Raw genomic sequence first — 3,481 nt, 5'->3', positions numbered from 1 at the left:
CCGGCGACGGATGATCAAACACCAACGTCGCCGGCAACCGCAGACCCGTCGCCGCCTGAAGCCGCCCCCGCAACTCCACCGCCGTCAACGAATCAAAACCGGCCTCGCGGAACGCCCGGTCGGCCGGGATCTCCGCCGCGTCCGCATGGCCGAGCACCGCCGCGGCCTCACGCCGCACCAGACCCGTCAGACCTGCCTGTGACACATCATCGAGCCGGGTGGCCGGGACCGTCGCGGGCTCGCCAGCAGCCGGGGTGAGGTCGCTCAGCAGGGGCGATCGGCGGGAGAACGTGTACGACGGCAGGAACCGCTGCCAGTCCATGTCCGCGATGACCTGCACCGGGTCTCCGCCCGGAGCGGTCCCGAGGGTGGCAACCGCCAGCTGGGGGATCATCGGGCGCAGACCACGGCGTTCGAGGGCGGCGAGGTCACCCGTGGCGGCCATGCCGAACTCCGCCCACGGACCCCACGCGATCGCCGTACCCGTCAGGCCCCGGCCCCGTCGGTCGGTGGCGAGGGCGTCCAGCGCGGCGTTGGCGGCGGCATAGGCGCCGCTCCCGCCGCTGCCCCAGATCCCGGCGATGGACGAGAAGACCACAAAGGCATCGAGGGTACGGTCGCCGAGCAGCTCGTCCAGGTGGCGTGCGCCGTGCACCTTGGCCGATTCGGCCGCCTCGATCGCGGCGGCGTCGAGTTCGGTCACCGCACCCTGCACGTCGATGCCGGCGGTATGCACGACCGCCGTCAGGCTGGGACCGGCAACCTCGATCAGCCGGGCCACGTCGTCGCGGGCCGAGAGGTCAGCGGTGAGCACCTCGACCTCGACGCCGAACGCGGTCAGGTCGGCCACCAGCTCGGGTGCCCCCGGCGCGGTGTGACCCCGGCGGCTGGCCAGAACCAGCCGCTCGGCGCCGGCGCCGGCCAGCCAGCGGGCCACCACCGTGCCCAGGCCGCCGGTACCCCCGGTGACCAGGACCGTGCCGCGCGGCTGCCACGCCGGGCCGTCCGGCCGTGGCGCGGTGGCCAGCCGCCGGGCGAAGACGCCGGACGACCGGATGGCCACCTGGTCCTCGGTGCCGTCGGCGAGCACCGCGGCCAGCCGGGAGACCACCCGCTGGTCGAGGACGGGCGGCAGATCGATCAGGCCGCCCCAGAGCTGCGGCATCTCCAGCGCCGCCACCCGGCCCAGGCCCCACAGACTCGCCTGCGCGGCATCCACCAGGGTGTCGGATCGGCCGGTGCTGACCGCGCCGCGGGTCACGCACCACACCGGTGCGGGCGCGTCGCGCATCAGCTCGGCCAGGCCGGCCGGGTCCAGGCCGACGGCGAGCACGCCGCGGACCGGGCCGTCGCCGGCGGGCAGCAGCGCCGCCAGTTCCTCCCCACCGGGGCCGGTGACCAGCCAGCGGTCCTGGGTGGCCGCCACCGGCGTCGCGATCGGCTTCCAGAGCACCCGGTAGCGCCACGAGTCCAGCAGGTCCCGTTCGGCCTGCGAACGCCGCCACGAGGAGAGCGCCGGGAGTGCCGCCTGAAGTGCATCGCGCTGCCCGTTGGCCAGACCCAGCGTGTCGGCGAGGGCGGCCAGGTCACCACGCTCGACCGCGTCCCAGAATGCGGCGTCGTGGGCGGACTCGACGTGTCCGACGGTGGCGTCCGGGGTCACGGTCGGCCAGAAACGTTGCCGTTGGAACCGGTAGGTGGGTGCTTCGACCAGTGTGGCGCCGGTGCCGGCGAAGAACGCGGTCCAGTCGACGGTGCCGCCGGCCGCCCAGTAGCGGGCCAGTGCCGTGACCACGTCGGTGTTGTCCTTGCGCGACACCGGAATCAGCACCGCGTCGTCGCGGAGCTGCGCGACCGCCGGAATCAGCGCGGCGTCCGGGCCGATCTCGAGGAACGCCGTCGCATCCGCCGCCGCGACGTCGTCGGCGAACCGGACCGTGTCGCGGACGTGCCGCACCCAGTACTCCGGGTCCGTCACATCCTTCACCAGCGGGATCGACGGCTGGTGGAACGTCAACGTCGCGACCACCGCGCGGAACTCGTCGAGCATCGGATCCATCAGCGACGAGTGGAACGCGTGCGAGACATCCAGACGGCGGGACTTGGCAAACTTCGCCGCCACCGCCTCCACCTTCTCCACCGGCCCGGCGATCACCACCGACCGCGGACCGTTCACCGCCGCGATGTCCACGTCCTCGCCGGTAAGTTCGGCCTCGGTGGCCTGGATGGCGATCATCGCGCCGCCGGCCGGCAGGGCCTGCATGAGGCTGCCCCGCGCGGCGACCAAGCGGCAGGCGTCCTCGAGACTCCAGACTCCGGCGCAGTAGGCTGCCGCGACCTCACCGATCGAGTGACCGATCAGCACGTCCGGGTGGACGCCCCACGATTCGAGGAGGCGGAACATGGCCACCTCGAACGCGAACAACGCCGCCTGCGTGAACCGGGTCTGATCCAGCTGCTCGTCGACGTCCAGCAACGGCAACTCGAACTGCGCGCAGATCTCATTGAACGTGTCCGCAAACACCGGATAGCTGTCGTAAAGGTCGCGGCCCATGCCCGGCCACTGCGCCCCCTGACCGGTGAACAACAACGCCGTGCGCTGCGCCACGGCGCGGACCGGCGCGGCGAAACCGCCGTCATCGATCGCGTACGTGCGTACCGGCAGCGCGCTGCGACCGGTAGCGAGCGTGTAAGCCACGTCCAGATCGACCTGCGACGGCAACGCCAGCGCCACCTCCTCACGCGCCGACACCAGCACCGGCAGAGCCGGCAACGTCCGGACCGGCTCGGTGACCGGCTCCCGCGCGGGCGGTTCCTCGATGATGATGTGTGCGTTGGTGCCGCTCATGCCGAAGCTGGAGATGCCGGCGCGGCGCGGCTTCTCCCCCGCTTCCCAGGCGACGCTCTCGGTGAGCAGGTTGACCGCACCGGCCGACCAGTCCACCTTCGTCGACGGCTCGCCGACGTGCAGGGTCTTGGGCAGCAGGCCGTGGCGCATCGCCATGACCATCTTGATGATGCCGCCGACACCGGACGCGGCCTGCGCGTGGCCGATGTTCGACTTCAACGACCCCAGCCACAGCGGGGTGTCGCGGTCCTGGCCGTAGGTAGCGAGGACCGCCTGCGCCTCAATCGGGTCGCCCAGGGTGGTGCCGGTGCCGTGCGCCTCGACGGCGTCGACGTCGGCGGGGGTGAGGCGAGCGTTGGCGAGGGCTTGGCGGATGACGCGTTGTTGGGCGGGGCCGTTGGGGGCGGTCAGGCCGTTGGACGCGCCGTCCTGGTTGACCGCGGTGCCGGCGACGACGGCGAGGATCTGGTGGCCGTTGCGGCGGGCGTCGGACAGCCGCTCCACCACGAGCATGCCCGCGCCCTCGGCCCAGCCGGTGCCATCCGCGTCGTCGGAGAACGCCTTACACCGGCCATCCGCCGCCAGACCACGCTGCCGGGAGAACTCCACGAACGTCCCCGGCGTGGCCATCAC

1 protein-coding gene is annotated in these 3,481 nt (G+C 72.5%); it reads right to left on the bottom strand.

Annotated elements, in window-relative coordinates:
- The coding region (locus LDL48_RS43125) for a type I polyketide synthase (RefSeq protein WP_225260995.1) at nucleotides 1–3,481 on the bottom strand (3,481 nt) is incomplete at both ends.

The sequence above is a fragment of the Jidongwangia harbinensis genome, from assembly GCF_020216025.1.
Lineage (GTDB): Bacteria > Actinomycetota > Actinomycetes > Mycobacteriales > Micromonosporaceae > Actinoplanes > Actinoplanes harbinensis.
This window is presented reverse-complemented; position numbering and strand designations above follow the sequence as displayed.